The sequence below is a fragment of the Pseudomonas sp. SLFW genome (assembly GCF_009905615.1).
In the GTDB taxonomy this organism is placed as follows: Bacteria; Pseudomonadota; Gammaproteobacteria; order Pseudomonadales; family Pseudomonadaceae; genus Aquipseudomonas; species Aquipseudomonas bambusae.
The window spans coordinates 247,403-264,211 of the sequence record NZ_JAAAKW010000007.1; the positions used below are offsets into that span (position 1 = coordinate 247,403).

Here is a 16,809-nt window from a genome sequence, read left to right on the forward strand (position 1 = left end):
GCTTGCCATGCGACTGTAGCCGTGAGCCTGCCGGCGAAAGCGTTCCGGCAGACATCCCAATGCATCGGGCCCACCGTCTTCACCAGCAGGCCGGCTGCTACAGCGACATTACACAGCCTTGTACTCTTTCTCCGCCGCTTCGAAACGCTGCAACATGCCCGCCGTCGGTCCTTTGCCCAGCGCACTGAAGAGCACAATGGCAAGGCTGGCGAAGATGAAACCCGGAATGATTTCGTACAGGCCCAGCAACTCGAAGTGCTTCCAGACGACGACCGTGACGGCCCCCACCAGAATTCCTGCCAGCGCACCGTTGCGGGTCATGCCTTTCCATAGAACGGAAATCAGCACCACGGGGCCGAATGCCGCGCCGAAACCTGCCCACGCGTAGCTCACCAGACCCAGGACTCGGTTCTCAGGGTTCGCGGCCATGGCGATGGCGATCAGGGCCACCAGCAGCACCATTGCACGTCCAACCCAGACCAGTTCAAGTTGCGAGGCACGTTTGCGCAGGAATGCCTTGTAGAAGTCTTCCGTCAACGCGCTGGAACACACCAGCAACTGACAACTCAACGTACTCATGACAGCTGCCAGGATCGCCGACAGCAGCACGCCGGCCACCCACGGATTGAACAGCAGCTTTGCCAGCTCGATGAACACGCGCTCGGGGTTTTCCGTCACCGGCCCGGCGACTTCAGGATGCGCGGAGAAATAGGCGATACCGAAGAAGCCGACGGCCACGGTGCCGCCCAGGCACAGGATCATCCACGCCATGGAGATGCGACGGGCCTTGGCGATCGACTTCACCGAATCGGCCGCCATGAAACGCGCCAGGATATGCGGCTGCCCGAAATACCCCAGGCCCCAGCCCATCAAAGAAATGATGCCGATGAAGGTAGTGTTCTTGAGCATGTCGAAGTGAGCCGGGTCTTTGGCTTCAATGGCCAGAAACGTGGTATCGACGCCACCCGTGGCCAGCAGGACGATGATGGGCGTCAGGATGAGCGCAAAGATCATCAACGTGGCCTGCACAGTGTCGGTCCAGCTCACGGCGAGGAAACCGCCGATGAATGTGTACGCGATGGTCGCGGCGGCTCCGGCCCACAGCGCGGTTTCATAAGGCATGCCAAACGTGCTTTCGAACAGACGCGCGCCGGCCACGATGCCCGAGGCGCAATAGATCGTGAAGAACACAAGGATCACGATCGCCGAAATGATCCGCAGCACGCCGCTGGTATCTTCGAAGCGGCTGGAGAAGTAATCCGGGAGTGTGAGTGCGTCGCCGTTATGCTCGGTCTGCACCCGCAGGCGACCGGCCACGAACAGCCAGTTCAGGTAGGCGCCGACGATCAGGCCGATGGCGATCCAGCTTTCCGACAGGCCGGACATGTAAATCGCGCCTGGAAGCCCCATCAGCAGCCAGCCACTCATGTCCGAGGCCCCCGCCGACAGCGCGGTCACAACGCTGCCCAGGCTTCGACCGCCGAGTATGTAATCCGAAAGGTTATTGGTGGAGCGATAAGCCATGAGTCCGATCAGGACCATGGCAGCGATGTAGATCACAAAAGTGATCAACGTAGGGTTGCTAATGTTCATCGTCTGTCCATGCCTTGGTGAAAGGAGGCACAACGGGTTGCACCAAAGGCGGGCATCCTAGGGAACAGAACGGAAAAGGTGCAACCTTTCGGAACACTGAGCCGCTCTTTTTCTGAGTCAAAATGTATCCCATTGGTTTTTATGCGCTTTTTTTGAACCATTGACAGCCGAAATCCCACCAAATGACGGTGCTCAAACCCTTTTTTGAGGGGCATCGTGCATTGACGATACCTTTGGAAATATCTTGAAAAAATGGGTTGCACCCGGTTGCACCCAGCCCCGACCACAGGCTAATCTTGCCCGCAGTGACAGCCACGCCCAATGTGGCTCTGATGAGGACAAGACATGGCGACCACCACCCTCGGTGTCAAACTCGACGACCCGACCCGCGAGCGATTGAAAGCAGCTGCGCAGTCCATTGACCGGACTCCCCACTGGCTTATCAAACAGGCGATTTTCAATTACCTGGAGAAGCTCGAAGCTGGCGCCACCCTCAACGAGCTCAATGGGCTGGTCAGCAAAGACGCCGACGACCACGGTGAACTGCCTGCGGATAACGGCCATCAGGCGTTCCTTGAATTCGCTGAAAGCATCCTGCCTCAGTCAGTGCTGCGCGCCGCGATCACGTCGGCTTATCGTCGCCCTGAGCCTGAAGTCGTGCCAATGCTGCTGGAACAGGCCCGCCTGCCAGTAGCCATGGCAGACGCCACCCACAAGCTGGCCGCGTCGATTGCCGAAAAACTGCGCAATCAAAAGAGCGCCGGGGGCCGCGCGGGCATCGTGCAGGGCCTGCTGCAAGAGTTCTCGCTGTCGTCCCAAGAAGGCGTGGCGCTGATGTGCCTGGCCGAAGCGCTGCTGCGCATTCCGGACAAAGGCACCCGCGATGCACTGATCCGCGACAAGATCAGCACCGGCAATTGGCACCCGCACTTGGGTAACAGCCCGTCGCTGTTCGTCAACGCCGCGACCTGGGGGCTGCTGCTGACTGGCAAGCTGGTCAGCACTCACAACGAAGCAGGCCTGACCTCTTCGCTGAGCCGCATTATCGGAAAGTCCGGCGAACCGATGATCCGCAAGGGCGTCGACATGGCCATGCGCCTGATGGGCGAGCAGTTCGTGACAGGCGAGACCATTGCAGAAGCCCTCGCCAACGCCAGCCGTTTCGAATCCAAAGGCTTCCGCTATTCCTACGACATGCTCGGCGAAGCGGCGCTAACCGAACACGATGCGCAGAAATACCTGGCGTCGTACGAACAAGCAATCCACTCCATCGGCAAAGCCTCCCACGGTCGCGGCATTTACGAAGGCCCGGGCATCTCGATCAAGCTCTCGGCCCTGCATCCGCGCTACAGCCGCGCGCAATACGAGCGCGTGATGGAAGAGCTGTACCCGCGCTTGCTGTCCTTGACGCTGCTGGCCAAGCAGTACGACATCGGCCTGAACATCGACGCCGAAGAAGCGGACCGTCTTGAGCTGTCACTGGACCTGCTCGAACGCCTGTGCTTCGAACCGCAACTGACCGGCTGGAACGGCATCGGCTTCGTCATTCAGGCCTATCAAAAGCGCTGCCCATACGTGATCGACTACGTGATCGATCTGGCCCGCCGCAGCCGTCATCGCTTGATGATCCGCCTGGTGAAGGGCGCGTACTGGGACAGCGAAATCAAGCGCGCCCAGGTCGAAGGCCTGGAAGGCTATCCGGTCTACACCCGCAAGGTGTACACCGACGTGTCCTACATCGCCTGCGCCCGCAAATTGCTGTCGGTGCCGGAAGTCATTTACCCGCAATTCGCCACGCACAACGCCCACACGTTGTCGGCGATTTATCACATCGCCGGTCAGAACTATTACCCCGGCCAGTACGAATTCCAGTGCCTCCATGGCATGGGCGAACCTCTTTACGAACAAGTCGTGGGCAAGGTCGCTGACGGCAAGCTGAACCGACCGTGCCGCGTGTACGCTCCGGTTGGCACACACGAAACGCTGCTGGCGTATCTGGTTCGTCGCCTGTTGGAAAACGGCGCCAACACTTCGTTCGTCAACCGCATCGCCGACCAGTCCATTTCGATTCAGGAACTGGTGGCCGACCCCGTTTCCAGCATCGAGCGCATGGCCACGCAGGAAGGCGGCTTTGGTCTGCCTCACCCACGCATTCCGCTGCCTCGCGATTTGTATGGCAGCGAGCGCGCCAACTCGGCGGGCATCGACATGGCCAACGAACACCGTCTGGCGTCGTTGTCGTCCGCACTCTTGGCCACCGCACACAACGACTGGAAAGCCCTGCCGATGCTGGGCAGCCCGGTCAGCGCAGGCGCTGCAAACCCTGTGCTGAACCCATCCGACTTGCGTGACGTGGTGGGCCATGTTCAGGAAGCCAGTCTGGAAGACGTCGATAACGCCCTTCTGAGCGCCCTGAGCGCCGGTCCGATCTGGCAAGCGACGCCACCGGCCGAGCGCGCCGCGATCCTGGAACGGGCCGCCGATCTGATGGAAGCCGATATCCAGCCGTTGATGGGCCTGCTGGCTCGCGAAGCAGGCAAGACCTACGCCAACGCCATCGCCGAAGTGCGTGAAGCCGTGGACTTCCTGCGTTACTACGCTGTGCAGGCTCGCAACGATTTCACCAACGACGCCCACCGTCCACTGGGTCCGGTGGTCTGCATCAGCCCGTGGAACTTCCCGCTGGCGATTTTCAGTGGCCAGGTCGCCGCAGCGTTGGCCGCAGGTAACCCGGTATTGGCCAAGCCGGCCGAACAAACCCCGCTGGTCGCGGCTCAAGCCGTGCGCATTTTGCTGGAAGCCGGTATTCCTGAGGGCGTAGTGCAACTGCTGCCAGGCCGTGGCGAAACCGTCGGGGCGCGTCTGGTCGGTGACGATCGCGTCAAAGGCGTGATGTTCACCGGCTCCACCGAAGTCGCCCGCCTGCTGCAACGCAACATCGCCGGTCGTCTCGACTCGCAGGGTCGTCCGATCCCGCTGATCGCCGAAACCGGCGGCCAGAATGCGATGATCGTCGATTCGTCAGCCCTGACCGAACAGGTGGTGATCGACGTGGTGTCCTCGGCGTTCGACAGTGCAGGCCAACGCTGCTCTGCATTGCGCGTTTTGTGCCTGCAGGAAGACTCCGCCGACCGCGTCATCGAAATGCTCAAAGGCGCCATGGCCGAAAGCCGTCTGGGCAACCCGGAGCGCCTGTCCGTAGACATTGGTCCGGTGATCGACGCCGAAGCCAAGGCAGGCATCGAGAAACACATCCAGGCCATGCGTGACAAAGGCCGTAACGTGTATCAGGTGGCGATCGCCGACAGCGACGAAATCAAGCGTGGCACCTACGTGATGCCAACGCTGATCGAACTGGAAAGCTTCGACGAACTGCAACGCGAGATCTTCGGCCCGGTGCTGCACGTCGTTCGCTACAAGCGCAAGGAACTGGACCAACTGATCGGCCAGATCAACGCGTCGGGCTACGGCCTGACGCTGGGTGTTCACACCCGCATCGACGAAACCATCGCCAAGGTGATCGACTCGGTGAACGCCGGCAACATGTACGTCAACCGCAACATCGTGGGTGCCGTGGTCGGGGTCCAACCGTTCGGCGGCGAAGGCCTGTCGGGCACCGGTCCGAAAGCGGGCGGCCCGCTGTACCTGTATCGCCTGCTCTCGACTCGCCCTGCCGACGCCGTGCAGAAATCGTTCGCTCAAGGTGACGCCGCGACGAAGCCCGACGTGCGCCTGCGCGACAACCTGCTCAAACCGCTGACCGCGTTGAAAGCCTGGGCGTCGATCCAGCAACAAGCGGAACTGGAAGCGACCTGTGATCAGTTCGCCGAACAATCGCAAAGCGGTATTTCACGACTGCTGGCAGGCCCGACCGGCGAGCGCAACAGCTACACCATCCTGCCCCGTGAGCACGTGCTGTGCTTGGCCGAAGACGAAGCCGACCTGCTGACGCAACTGGCTGCCGTACTGGCCGTTGGGAGCACCGCTATCGTGCCTGACACCGAACTCAGCAAGCCGCTGTACAAGCGCCTGCCGAAAGACGTGCAGGCGCGCATCAAGCTGGTGAGTGACTGGAGCAAGGACGACATCGCCATCGAAGCCGTCCTGCACCACGGCGACTCCGACCAGCTGCGCGCCATCTGCGAGCAAGTCGCTCAGCGTGCTGGCGCCATCATCGGCGTTCACGGCTTGTCCAAAGGCGAAACCGGCATTGCGCTGGAGCGTTTGGTGATCGAACGTGCATTGAGCGTGAACACCGCCGCAGCAGGGGGTAATGCGAGTCTGATGACGATCGGGTAAGCCGGCGCTACGTCCCTCCTGTAGGGGGGAATTCATTCGCGAGACGTCTGTACACCCGATGACCTTCGTCGGGTATACCTTCTCATCGCGAATGAATTCGCTCCCACGGTCGGAAACCGTGCGACGCTCTCTACCCGGCCTGCATTCACCCTGTGTTCTAGCCCTCCATCACCCACATCAATCTTCCTGTTCACCCCTTCCCCTCGCCCCTAGACTCCTCGGCAATCCAACAAAAGGTACGCCGCCATGTCCGAGACGCTGCTCAGTTCCCGCAATCTGGCTTTCGAGCTGTATGAGGTGCTGGACGCTGAGGCATTGACTCAGCGTGCAAGGTTTGCCGAGCACAGTCGTGAGACGTTTGATGCCGCCATTGGCACCGCGCGGGCGATTGCGGAGAAATACTTCGCGCCCCACAACCGCAAGAACGACGAGAACGAGCCGCGCTTTGAGAACGGCGAAGCGGTGTTGATTCCCGAGGTGAAACCCGCTGTCGATGCGTTTCTTGAGGCTGGTTTTCTGAACGCGGCACGGGATTTCGAAGCGGGTGGCATGCAGCTGCCGACGCTGTTATCCCAAGCCTGTTTCGCTCACTTCCAGTCCGCCAACGCGGCGTCGACGTCGTACCCCTTCTTGACCATGGGCGCGGCGAATCTGATCGAGAACTTCGGCAGCGAAGAACAAAAGCAGAAGTTTCTGCAACCAATGATCGAGGGGCGTTTTTTCGGCACCATGGCGTTGACCGAACCTCACGCCGGATCGTCGCTGTCGGACATTCGCACCCGCGCAGAACCTGCTGCCGATGGTAGCTACCGCCTGCGCGGCAACAAGATTTTCATTTCCGGCGGCGACCATCCGCTGTCCGAAAACATCGTGCATCTGGTGCTGGCCAAACTCCCGGACGCGCCACCCGGCGTGAAGGGCATTTCGCTGTTCATCGTGCCGAAAATCCTGGTCAATGAAGACGGCAGCCTCGGTCCGCGTAATGACGTGTTGCTTGCCGGGCTGTTCCACAAAATGGGCTGGCGCGGTACCACCTCGACGGCTCTGAATTTCGGCGATAACGGCAACTGCGTGGGCTATCTGGTGGGCAAGCCCCATCAGGGCTTGAGCTACATGTTTCAGATGATGAACGAGGCACGGATTGGCGTGGGCATGGGCGCCGTGATGCTCGGTTACGCCGGTTATCTGTATTCGTTGGAGTACGCCCGCGAACGCCCTCAGGGTCGCCTGCCCGACAGCAAAAATCCCGAAAGCGCGCCGGTGTCGATCATTCAACACGCCGACGTGAAACGCATGCTGCTGACGCAAAAAGCCTACGTCGAGGGCGCGTTCGATTTGGGGCTCTACGCCGCTCGCCTGTTCGACGACACGCAAACGGGCGACACCGAAGAAGCGCGCAAGCTGGCCCATGAACTGCTGGACCTGCTGACCCCCATCGTCAAATCCTGGCCTTCAGAGTTTTGCTTGAAGGCCAACGAGCTGGCGATTCAAATCCTCGGCGGCCACGGTTACACGCGCGAATATCCGGTGGAGCAGTACTACCGCGACAACCGCCTGAACCCGATTCACGAAGGCACTCACGGCATTCAGTCGCTGGATCTGCTGGGACGCAAACTGGCACAGAACGGCGGCACCGGTCTCAAGCAATTGGTCCGTCTGATCGCAGACACCTGCCAACGGGCGCAGGAACACGCGTCGTTGAGTTCATTGCGCCAGCCACTGGAACAACTGGTAGCGCGTTTGCAGGCGGTGACGATTGAGCTGTTGACGGACCTGGCGCAAGGCAAGGTAACCGCGACGCTGGCTAACTCCGCGCTCTACCTCAAGGCGTTCGGTCACACGGTCATTGGCTGGCGCTGGCTGGAGCAGGCGATTCGGGCGCAAGAAGGCCTGAATAAAGGCCAGACGGCCGACACGGATTTCTATACCGGCAAACTCGCGGCCGCACGATTCTTCCTGACGTGGGAAGTCCCGGCGTGTCATCACGAACTGGCGATTCTCCAGGCTCGTGATGACGTCTGCCTGACGATGCAGGACAGCTGGTTCTGAGATAAGCGGCGCCTGAGCCGAGGCTGCTATCGCCGCGTGTCGATCACCTTAACTGGCCGCCGAGTGCCAAGAGTTTTCGGCACCGGCTGTGATTTTCAGCCGTCGGCCAAATGGGACATAAAAGTCTTGAGCTTCTATCACGTACTCCTGATAGGTGAGCGAAGAAATGCCTGATTTTGCGTGGAGGGAATTGTCGAGCAAGGCCGCGTAGTCCGGGCGAACGCTCTTCAATGTGTCCAGCAACAGGCGCGGCCCTGTCACGAAAAATATCTTGGTCATGTAAGGATTTTTCCCGTCGATCACTTGAGACTTGTCTGCTTCCATGATGACAAGCGCGTCGAGCTCGTCCTTGAAGCGCGCGTACAACGTGCTCTGCACTTCCAGCAATACTGGATTACCGGCGTGGCTGGCGAAATGACTGTTGCCAGGACCGAAGAAATCCATGCGCGGAGACGAAACAGCCTCCCCCATCAACACATCGTTCGGCCCCGCATTCAGCGCTTGCCCCTCGAACGACACCTTGATCACGTCGTCGCAATCCATGTAAATACCGCCGTACTCGTGCAGCAGCGAATAGCGCAACACGTCCGACGCCGCTGCGTAGTTCTGGCCACTGCCTTCCCGGAAATAATTGAAGGGTTCGGCGGTGTGCGGGCTTTCCCTGAAATGGGCAAAAAACGGCTCTTCTTCGAGGTTCGAAATGGTCATGTTCGGATGGCCCGCAAACGCGGCCTGCAATTGTTCCTGAGGGCTGACTCCGTCAACGATGGCAGTGTCATCGATCTGGATATGCAGAGTGAAGCTGAGGTCCGGGCTGGTCTCCATGTTGGCTTTCATCCCGGCGATCAAATGTTCATCCGGAAGCCTGCTGCCTAGCCAGACGTGGTGAACGGTGCGGTTCACCGCCTGTGTGTCTTCTGCCAGCCCCGGCACGCGCGGAAACTTGTAAATCTCGCTTTTCACCGGCGGCAGCAGTCTGCTCCTCACTTTGAGAAACTTGTCTTCGCTCCCCGATTTCCAGACGCCGTTGTTGTCCATCCATCGGAACTCGACGGCGTTCTTTTTCCAGCAACCCAGATCCACGTCATAGGACACCCGGACGTCTTTCGGTGGATTGGGAATGAAGAACTGATCGATTTCCTGACCGTCATCGCCCACCACCGGCCGTACCTCGATACCGTCCAGCGGGATCTCCACGAACAAGGGCGGCTGCGCGCGCACCAGTGGAATGTCCTCTTTGACCGGCGCGATCTCGGGAACAGGTTCGCCCCCAGGTACGTAGCTGTCGCCACCCCTCAGTCCAGGCCTGACATCAATGTCGGAATAAAAGCCTTTCAGCTTTTTGACGTACGGTCCCTTGAGCGTCGAATCGCTCGTCGAAATGATCCGATACTGGCGAGCATTTTCAACAAACTCCACACGGTAGATTTTTGCGTGGACACGAGTGAAATGGATGTCCTTTCCGGAGGCGTCGTCAAGAACGCTGTAGACGTTTCCTTCATCCAGACTTTTCCACTCTCCGCCAGCAGGCAGTTCATCGACATATTCGAAACTGGCGAGATCCGCCCTCAGCCCCGGACTCAGCGAGCGCAACCCCGCAGGCTCCACACCAAAGGCTTTCACAGCGTCTAAGTGGGCCGCGTGATGCGCTCTCAGGTCCGCTCGACGCTGCTCCTCCTGATCCCGTCGCGCCCCGCGTTCATCTTCGGACTCAGTCGCTCGCGCTTGCTTCTCTTCCGCCGCATGCGCTTCTGCGCGTTCCGCTTCGGCCGAGGCTGCAGTCTGCTCTTCTTCAGTTGCACTGCTGATTTTCTGTCCAATCTCGTCGGCCGCACCTGCGGCAACTGGCTCCCCTTTCACCGCTGCCGCGCCCAATACTTTTCCAGCGCCCTCGGCGAGTGCCGGTACAGCATTGAGAACACCAAAGACGATTCGGCCAGCGCCCTCATGCTGTTCTTCGACAGTCCCCTCGATCACCTGATCGGCTCCCAAGCCGATCAGCGCCACAGACATCAACGCGAGGGGCGCCCACAAACCTGGCACCACCATCGCGATAACGCCGGTGACGTTGATCGCGGCAGACAGGATCTCCGCCGCCGTTTCCTTGTTGTAATCCGCACGACTGCGGATCAAACGGTTTGCATCGGATTTCAGCCGACGCTGAAGACTTTTCCTGAAGTGAGAAAACGGCCATGGGGAGAGCGCGGGGCCCAAGTTGATTTCCGTGGCGGGATTCCAGTAATGCGTGTTGCCGATGAACCAGTTCGGGTAGGCACCCAAACCCTTGAGGGACGACCGTAGGCCGCTGTAAAAAATGCCATCAGGTCCGTCCTCGACTCGAAAGTGCCCTTCCAGCGCTGTTCGTCGCTCGGTGTACCGACATTGCAACGCAAACCAGTCACGCAAGGCGGCCATGTCGTCGAAACCGTGCAGCGGCGAAGAGTTGCCGGGGATGTACATCACTAGCCTTTCAGTGCGCTCATCTTTGAGCACAATGATGTCGGTGGCGGTGTAGCAATAAATGTCGAGCTCGCGAATTGTCGCATTCTGAGGATTCAGCGGCGCATCCCGAAATGCCTCGAACGCCAACGTTTCCCACGACTGTTCAGGCTTCAGGCCTACAGCGTCGAGGACAAGCGCCTTATCCTCGTCACTGAGCGAGCCTTCCTCATGCTGAACATAGGCCGCCCGCAGAAGCGAAGCCTTGATGAACAAGTGATAGTCATCCCGGTGCGCGGCCCAGAAATCGTTGAGCAGCTCCTCGTAGTGGGACTGGAGATCAGCCTCCCAAATGAAGCGCTTGAACGGCTTGGGGTCCAGATGGACCTGAGCGGAACCGTCGAAGTGTTGGGGGGTGGTTTTACGGTAGATCGCTTCATAGGCAAAACACTGGTCGAGCGACAGAGGTTCTTCCGAAATGACCGCGGGATACCCTTCAAGCCGCCAGTCCTCCAGCGTTCCGAGATGATCGTAGAAGTGGCCATCGCCCTCCTGTTGCCAATTGCGCATCAAGGCTTCAGTCAGCGTCATCGAGTAGGCAAGGTTCGCACGCTGATCGCCGTGGTCCACGGCGTCGATGTAGAGCGTGGCAATGATCAGGTCATCGGGATCGATGTCCAGCTCCAGATGCTCCAGAACGTAGGCCTTGGCCTTGTCGTGAGCGAAGTCTTTGGGGGACGGAAAGCTTAAATCCTTGCTGGCCAGGAACTCTGTCAGCAGCAAGGCGTGATGTGGGTCACGCCCTCCTTCTTCAATCGGCACGATTCCCGGCCCCTCCCCCTCGGGCAGCCCGACTTCGTAGCCGATGCCTTCGGCAGCTTCATCTACCTCAAGATCAGGCTCTGGATAAAAAATCGAACCAAGGCTACGTGGCCGAACGCCCGACGGCATCGGGTATGTGGAGGACTCCAGATTTTTTTTCATCGTCGACATCCTTGTCAGTGATCAGAAGCCCCACAGTAGTCAACTAAAGATCCGAACATGCACTACATAATTACCGCACTCTGCACACCCTATTAATGGCATTGTGCACGGCTGTTGGTTCTCTCACACCGAAGCAAGCGTTAAGCCTTCCGCTGGCAGAAGCCTTTGACAGCGTGCCAATTCAACGGGTTAAATCCCTTGGCACGTGGACTGCATGTCAAGTCACGCATGCGTTCATTTCTGCTTTTGTCTGGAGTACCGCCCTTGGATGCGACGACCATCAACAGCCTGTTCCTGATCGGCGCGTTGCTGGTGGGCGCGAGTATTCTGGTCAGCTCGCTGTCGTCCCGGCTCGGCATCCCGATTCTGGTCATCATCCTGGCAGTCGGCATGGCGGCGGGCGTGGATGGTGGCGGCATCATCTTCGACAACTACCCGACGGCCTATCTGGTCGGCAACCTTGCGCTGGCGGTGATTCTGCTCGACGGCGGCCTGCGAACCCGGGTCGCGAGTTTCCGGGTTGCGCTCTGGCCGGCCTTGTCGCTGGCCACGGTCGGGGTACTGATCACCACGGGTCTGACCGGCATGATCGCGGCCTGGCTGTTCGACCTGAACATCATTCAAGGCCTTTTGATCGGCGCCATCGTCGGCTCCACGGACGCCGCAGCGGTGTTTTCGCTGCTGGGCGGCAAGGGCCTCAACGAGCGGGTCACGGCCAGCCTCGAAATCGAATCCGGCAGCAACGACCCGATGGCGGTGTTCCTGACCGTCACGCTGATCGACATGCTGTCTAGCGGCCAGACCGGCCTGCACTGGAGCCTGCTGGGTCATCTGATCCAGGAATTCGGCATCGGCGCGATCCTCGGCCTCGGTGGCGGCTGGCTGATGCTGCAATTGGTCAACCGCATCAACCTGGCCAACGGCTTGTACCCGATTCTGGTGATCGCGGGCGGCCTGGCCGTGTTTGCGCTGACCAACGCCATCCACGGCAGCGGCTTTCTGGCGGTCTACTTGTGCGGTCTGGTACTCGGCAACAAGCCGATTCGTAGCCGTCACGGCATCCTGCACATGCTCGACGGCATGGCGTGGCTCGCCCAGATCGGCATGTTCCTGGTGTTGGGCCTGCTGGTCACGCCCCATGATTTGCTGCCCATCGCGCTGCCGGCCTTGGGCCTGGCGCTGTGGATGATTCTGGTGGCGCGCCCGCTGTCGGTCCTCGCCGGCCTGCTGCCGTTCCGCGTGTTTCATGGTCGCGAAAAAGCCTTCATCGCGTGGGTCGGCCTGCGCGGGGCGGTCCCGATCATTCTGGCGGTGTTCCCGCTGATGGCGGGTCTGCCGCAGGCGCAGCTGTTCTTCAACCTCGCCTTCTTTATCGTGTTGGTGTCGCTGCTGGTGCAGGGCACGAGCCTGCCGTGGATGGCGAAATGGCTGAAGGTGACGGTTCCGCCTGATCCTGCACCCATCTCTCGCGCAGCGCTCGAAGTGCACGTGACCAGCGAGTGGGAGCTGTTCGTTTACCGACTCGGTGCCGAGAAATGGTGCATCGGCGCGGCGCTTCGCGAGCTGAAAATGCCGGAAGGCACCCGGATCGCGGCCCTGTTTCGGGGTCAGCAACTGCTCCATCCGTCGGGTAGTACGGTGTTGGAGACGGGCGACCTGCTGTGCGTCATCGGCCACGAACACGATCTTCCTGCCCTCGGCAAGCTGTTCAGTCAGGCGCCGCAACGGGGTCTGGATCTGCGCTTTTTCGGTGACTTCGTCCTTGAGGGAGACGCTCAGCTCGGGGCTGTCGCGGCATTGTACGGTTTGAAACTCGACGGCCTGGATTCGAATATGCCGCTGAGCCAGTTCATCATTCAGAAGAATCGCGGCGCGCCAATTGTCGGCGACCAGATCGAATGGAACGGAACTATTTGGACAGTTGCGGTTATGGAAGGGAACAAGATCCTCAAAGTGGGCGTCAGATTCCCCGAAGGAAGCCGCCCGGGTCCCGGGTTGTTCCTCTAAACTGCTCCTCTTTCCTGATCGTGCAACCCGGTGTCTATGTTCTCGCTGCGTACCTTTTTTGCCTCAGCCTTGCTGGGGCTTTGCCTTTCCAACGTCCCGGCATTTGCCGCTGACACTCCCCCACCGAGCAGCGACGCCGTTCAGCAGAGCCTGGACCGGATCGCCGACCGCAAACTGTCGGCTGATGACCAGAAAGCCCTGCAACAGGTGCTGGAACAGACGCTCGCCTTCATCGCAAGCCAAAAGGATAACCAGCAAAAGCTGGAAGACCTGAAGAAGCAGCTGGCCGATGCGCCGAAGCAGACCGGCGAGAACCAGCGCGAACTGGCCAAGCTCAAAGCCAGCAAAACGGTTCCGGTTGCCCAGCGCTACACCAATCAGGACGTGCCTCAGCTTGAGGGGATGCTGAGCCAACGCAGCGCGCAACAGGCTGACTTGCAGAAGGCGCTGAACGACGCCAACAGCATGACGATCACGGCACAGACTCGCCCGGAGCGCGCTCAGGCCGAGATCAGTACCAGCCAGACCCGCATTCAAACGATCAACGGCATCCTCAAATCCGGCAAGGACGGGGGCAAGGCGATCAGCAGCGACCAGCGCAATCAGTTGAACGCTGAGCTGGCGTCGATCAACGCGTTGATTGCCCTGCGTCGTCAGGAATTGGCAGGCAACAGTCAATTGCAGGACTTGGGCGGCAGCCAGCGTGATCTGCTGACCGAGAAAGTGGCCCGTCAGGATCAGGAAATCCAGGATCTGCAAACGCTGATCAACGACAAACGCCGCGCACAGTCCCAGGAAACCGTGACGCAGCTGTCGATCGAAGCGCAGAAAGCCGGAGGCAGCAGCCTGCTCGCCACCGAAAGCGCGGCCAATCTCAAGTTATCCGACTACCTGCTGCGCGGCACCGATCGCCTGAACGAACTGACTCAGCAGAACCTCAAGACCAAAACCCAGCTCGACGCCATCACCCAGACCGATGCGGCGCTGGACGAGCAGATCAACGTGTTGAGCGGCAGCCTGTTGCTCTCCAAGATTCTCTACAAGCAGAAGCAATCGCTTCCCAAACTCAAGCTCGACAGCGGCCTGGCGGACGAAATCGCTGACATTCGCCTGTACCAGTTCGAGGTCAATCAGCAGCGCGAACAGATGAGCAACCCAGCGAATTACGTCGATACGCTGCTCGCCACGCAGAAGCCAGAAGACGTCACCCCGGCCCTGCGTAAAACCCTGCTGGACCTGGCGACCACCCGCACCGACCTGCTGGAGCGGTTGAACCGCGAGCTGAGCGCGCTGCTCAACGAATCCATCACCTTGCAGCTCAACCAGAAACAGCTGGTCAGCACAGCTATTAGCCTGCGCCAGACCCTCGATGAGCAGATGTTCTGGATACCCAGCAACAAGCCATTGGACCTGGAGTGGTTCGAGCGCATCAAACCGCGCCTGACCAAGCAGATCACTACCCTGCCGTGGACCTCGACGTTCAGCGAACTGGGCGACGGCCTGACGCAGCGCCCACTGATTTTCCTGCCGCTGTTGCTGGTGATCGGCGGCCTGATGTGGAAGCGCAAGGCGCTGTACGACAAGCTCAACCGCCTGCACGCCGACATCGGCCACTTCAAGCGTGACCGGCAGTGGCAGACGCCGTTGGCAATCTTCATCAACATCCTGCTGGCGATGCCGTTGTCACTGGCGTTGGCATCGTGCGCGCTCGCGCTGCAGATCGACGCCCGTGAACAGAACATCAATCTCGGCGCGGCGCTGATGCAAATCTCGCTGGCCTGGCTGGTGTTCTACACGGCTTACCGGGTATTGGCGCCGGGTGGCGTTGCACAGCTGCATTTTCGCTGGGAGAAGTCCCAGGTGGAATTCCTGCGGGGCTGGATTCGTCGCCTGGGGCTGGTGGTGCTGGCGCTGGTGACGGTGGTCGCCGTGGCCGAGCATGAGCCGTCCGCGCTGGCGGACGATGTGATCGGCATTGCCGTCGTCCTGACCTGCTACGCACTGATGACCTGGCTGCTCGCCCGCCTGTTGCTGACCAGCCCGACCCACGAAAGTGCGTCGCTGTTCCGCCGCACGGTAGGTTTGGCGTTCACCGCTCTGCCGGTCGCGCTGTTCCTCGCCGTGTGCTTCGGCTACTACTACACCGCGCTGAAACTCAGCGACCGCTTGATCGACACCCTCTATTTGCTGATGCTGTGGTTGGTGATCGAAGCGACGTTCGTTCGCGGCCTGGGCGTCGCAGCCCGACGCCTGGCCTACCAGCGCGCTCTGGCGAAACGTAACGCCGCCAAGGAAGCTGGCGAGGGTGAGGCGCTGGTCGAAGAGCCGACGCTGGACATCGAACAGGTCAACCAACAGTCGTTACGCCTGATTCGTCTGGCCCTGATCGCCGGGTTCATCGGCGCGCTGTATCTGGTCTGGGCCGACCTGATCACGGTGTTCTCATACCTCGACAACATCACCCTGTACGAATACACCAGCGGCACCGGCGCAACCATGAGCATGGTGCCGATCAGCCTCGGCGACATGATCGGCGCGCTGGTGATCATCGGCATCACCTTTGTGCTGGCCGGTAACTTGCCGGGCCTGCTGGAAGTGTTCGTGCTGTCAAAGCTGAACCTCAAACAGGGTAGTTCCTACGCGACCACCACCCTGCTGTCCTACATCATTGCTGGTGTCGGTTTCGTCTCGACGCTGTCCGCGCTCGGCGTGAGCTGGGACAAGCTGCAATGGCTGGTGGCGGCGCTGTCCGTAGGTCTGGGTTTCGGGATGCAGGAGATCTTCGCGAACTTCATCTCCGGCATCATGATCCTGTTCGAACGCCCGGTGCGGATCGGCGACACCATCACCATCGGCAACCTGTCGGGCACAGTCAGCAAAATCCGCATCCGCGCGACCACCATCACCGACTTCGACCGCAAGGACATCATTGTCCCGAACAAGACGTTCATCACCGGGCAACTGATCAACTGGTCGCTCACCGATACCATCACTCGCGTCACGCTCAAGCTCGGCGTGGATTACGGCTCGGATCTGGACTTGGTTCGCAACCTCTTGCTCAAGGCCGCTCGGGAAAACCCTCGCGTCCTGAAAGAGCCTGAGCCGATCGTCTACTTCCTGAATTTCGGCGAAAGCACGCTCGACCACGAACTGCGCATGCACGTGCGCGACCTTGGCGACCGCAACCCGGTGCTCGATGAGATCAACCGGTTCATCAACAAGGAATTCAAGAAGCAGCACATCAACATCTCGTTCCGGCAGATGGAGGTTTACCTCAAGAACATGCAGGGGCAGGAGTACAAAATGGTGCCGATCGAGCAAGAGCAGAAGACGATCGCAACGCCTACCACCGTACCTGCGGCGCCGAAGGATGTCCCGGAGCCGCCGGAAGCCAAGCTCGACTGACGCGACAAATCCCAGCAGAATGCTCGGACATTC

6 protein-coding genes are annotated in these 16,809 nt (G+C 60.0%); 4 read left to right on the top strand and 2 right to left on the bottom strand.

Going from position 1 to position 16,809, the window contains the following annotated elements:
* Window positions 1-108 precede the first annotated feature (108 nt).
* The gene (putP, locus tag GVN17_RS15200; RefSeq protein WP_166596090.1) at window positions 109-1,593 is read right to left on the bottom strand and encodes a sodium/proline symporter PutP; all 1,485 of its coding nucleotides are present in this window, start codon (window positions 1,591-1,593) and stop codon (window positions 109-111) included.
* A 345-nt stretch (window positions 1,594-1,938) separates the two neighbouring features.
* Between putP and putA the strand changes: the two genes are divergently transcribed.
* Together putA and GVN17_RS15210 are read left to right on the top strand one after the other, a co-directional pair.
* A complete protein-coding gene (putA, locus tag GVN17_RS15205) occupies window positions 1,939-5,892 on the top strand; it encodes a trifunctional transcriptional regulator/proline dehydrogenase/L-glutamate gamma-semialdehyde dehydrogenase (protein WP_166596091.1) in 3,954 nt (1,317 codons plus the stop codon).
* Window positions 5,893-6,138: 246 nt separating this feature from the next.
* Window positions 6,139-7,941, top strand: a complete 1,803-nt coding sequence (locus GVN17_RS15210) for an acyl-CoA dehydrogenase (protein ID WP_166596092.1) — start codon at window positions 6,139-6,141, stop codon at window positions 7,939-7,941.
* 48 nt (window positions 7,942-7,989) lie between these two features.
* On the opposite strand, the gene GVN17_RS15215 is transcribed toward GVN17_RS15210, so the two are convergent.
* Entirely contained in the window at window positions 7,990-11,364 is a 3,375-nt protein-coding gene (locus GVN17_RS15215; RefSeq protein WP_166596093.1) for a dermonecrotic toxin domain-containing protein, read from the bottom strand.
* Between the two features lie 264 nt (window positions 11,365-11,628).
* Between GVN17_RS15215 and GVN17_RS15220 the strand changes: the two genes are divergently transcribed.
* Window positions 11,629-13,371 carry a potassium/proton antiporter gene (locus GVN17_RS15220; RefSeq protein ID WP_166596094.1) on the top strand — a complete coding sequence of 581 codons (1,743 nt, stop codon included), beginning with the start codon at window positions 11,629-11,631 and terminating at the stop codon, window positions 13,369-13,371.
* Window positions 13,372-13,407: 36 nt separating this feature from the next.
* Window positions 13,408-16,776 (top strand): mechanosensitive channel MscK, encoded by a 3,369-nt coding sequence (gene mscK, locus GVN17_RS15225; RefSeq protein ID WP_166596145.1) that lies wholly within the window; start codon window positions 13,408-13,410, stop codon window positions 16,774-16,776.
* Window positions 16,777-16,809 lie beyond the last annotated feature (33 nt).

What these genes read in the sequence shown, in the direction of transcription:
- putP (WP_166596090.1), bottom strand. Translation starts at nt 1,593, where the DNA reads ATGAACATTAGCAACCCTACGTTGATCACTTTTGTGATCTACATCGCT.
- putA (WP_166596091.1), top strand. Translation starts at nt 1,939, where the DNA reads ATGGCGACCACCACCCTCGGTGTCAAACTCGACGACCCGACCCGCGAG.
- GVN17_RS15210 (WP_166596092.1), top strand. Translation starts at nt 6,139, where the DNA reads ATGTCCGAGACGCTGCTCAGTTCCCGCAATCTGGCTTTCGAGCTGTAT.
- GVN17_RS15215 (WP_166596093.1), bottom strand. Translation starts at nt 11,364, where the DNA reads ATGAAAAAAAATCTGGAGTCCTCCACATACCCGATGCCGTCGGGCGTT.
- mscK (WP_166596145.1), top strand. Translation starts at nt 13,408, where the DNA reads ATGTTCTCGCTGCGTACCTTTTTTGCCTCAGCCTTGCTGGGGCTTTGC.